This window comes from Sandarakinorhabdus sp. (assembly GCF_040398645.1).
In the GTDB taxonomy this organism is placed as follows: domain Bacteria; phylum Pseudomonadota; class Alphaproteobacteria; order Sphingomonadales; family Sphingomonadaceae; genus Sandarakinorhabdus.
The window spans coordinates 4,178-5,854 of the sequence record NZ_JBBATR010000031.1 but is presented as its reverse complement, the minus strand read 5'-3'; the positions used below and the strand labels follow the sequence as shown (position 1 = coordinate 5,854).

Here is a 1,677-nt window from a genome sequence, read left to right as displayed (position 1 = left end):
CCCAATCCGTTTCCCAAATCCATCTACGAAAATGTCGCCTATGGCCCGCGCATCCACGGCCTCGCTCGCAACAAGGCCGATATGGACAATGTCGTTGAAAGCGCGCTGCGCCGCGCCGGCCTGTGGGATGAAGCCAAGGACCGGCTGGACGAAAGCGGCACCGCCATGTCCGGCGGGCAGCAGCAGCGGCTGTGCATCGCGCGCGCCATTGCGGTCGATCCCGAAGTCATCCTGATGGACGAGCCGTGTTCGGCGCTGGACCCGATTGCCACGGCGCGGATCGAAGAGCTGATTGACGAATTGCGCGGCCGTTATGCGATCGTGATCGTTACGCACAACATGCAGCAGGCAGCGCGCGTCAGCCAGCGCACAGCGTTTTTCCATCTCGGCACGCTGGTTGAATATGACGAGACGCCAGCGATTTTCACCAACCCGCAGCAAACCCGCACCAAGGATTACATCACCGGTCGCTACGGCTGACGCCCCCATCAGCCGGATCAAAGGAAATTTTCATGGCCGAAACCACTGCCCACACTGTCAAAAGCTTTGATGAAGACATTGCGCAGCTGCGCGCTGTCATCACGCGCATGGGCGGGTTGTGCGAAACCCAGATTGCCGATGCCGTCGATGCCCTGATGACCCGCAACATCGAAGCGGCGCGGGTGGTGATCGATAATGACAAGCGGCTCGATCTGCTCGAAGCCGAAGCGGAAATGCTGGCGGTGCGCATCATTGCCCTGCGTGCACCGCTTGCCGATGATCTGCGGGAGATCGTGGCGGCGCTGAAGATTGCCGGCGTGCTGGAACGCATCGGCGATTATGCCAAGAATATCGCCAAGCGCGCCGCTGTGGTGGCGCAATCGCAGCCGGTCGGGCCAGCGGTGATCATTCCGGAAATGGCGCGCATCGTGGTGGAGATCATCCGCGATACGCTGGACAGTTTTGTTGATCGCGATGCCGAAAAGGCGCTGGCAATGCTGCTGCGCGATCAGCAGGTTGATGAATTTTACAATTCGCTGTTCCGCTCGCTGCTGACCTTCATGATGGAAAACCCGCATTATATCACGCCGTCCACGCATCTGCTGTTTGTGGCCAAGAATCTGGAACGCATCGGCGATCACGCCACATCGGTGGCAGAAATGGTGCATTTTTCCGTGACGGGCCAACGCCCTGCCGAACGGCCACGCAATGATTTTGCCTCGACCGTCTACAGTGCCACTTGATCCGATCCGCCAAGCCTGACCCGGGAGACTGACCCATGCGTGCCAAGATCCTGCTTGTCGAAGACGATGCCAGCCTGATTGAGCTGGTGACCTATAATCTTGAAAAAGAGGGCTTTGATGTCGTTCGAACCGGCGACGGCGAAGAAGCCCTGACACTTGCGGAAGAAGAAAAGCCCGATCTGGTCATCCTGGATTGGATGATCGCTAATCTGTCGGGCATCGAAGTGTGCCGCCGCCTGCGCCGCGCGCCGGCCACGGCCAATCTGCCGATCGTGATGCTGACAGCGCGCGGCGATGAAGCCGATCGCATCCGCGGCCTCGAAACCGGCGCGGACGATTACATGACCAAGCCGTTCAGCCCGCGCGAATTGATCGCCCGCATCCGTGCCGTGCTGCGCCGCTTGCGGCCGGCACTGTCGGGCGGCCAGCTGGAATTTGCCGGCATCGCCATGGA

At 60.3% G+C, this 1,677-nt stretch carries 3 protein-coding genes; all 3 read left to right on the top strand.

Annotation, left to right across the window (positions count from 1 at the left end):
* Window positions 1-480: phosphate ABC transporter ATP-binding protein (locus ABWP50_RS08630; protein WP_353217591.1), on the top strand; the 480-nt coding region annotated here is incomplete at its 5' end.
* A gap of 32 nt (window positions 481-512) precedes the next feature.
* Window positions 513-1,223: a phosphate signaling complex protein PhoU gene (gene phoU / locus ABWP50_RS08625; protein ID WP_353217590.1), complete on the top strand. Its 711-nt coding sequence runs from the start codon at window positions 513-515 to the stop codon at window positions 1,221-1,223.
* 35 nt (window positions 1,224-1,258) lie between these two features.
* Window positions 1,259-1,677, top strand: a 419-nt coding sequence (locus tag ABWP50_RS08620; RefSeq protein WP_353217589.1) for a response regulator, incomplete at its 3' end; no start/stop codon positions are given.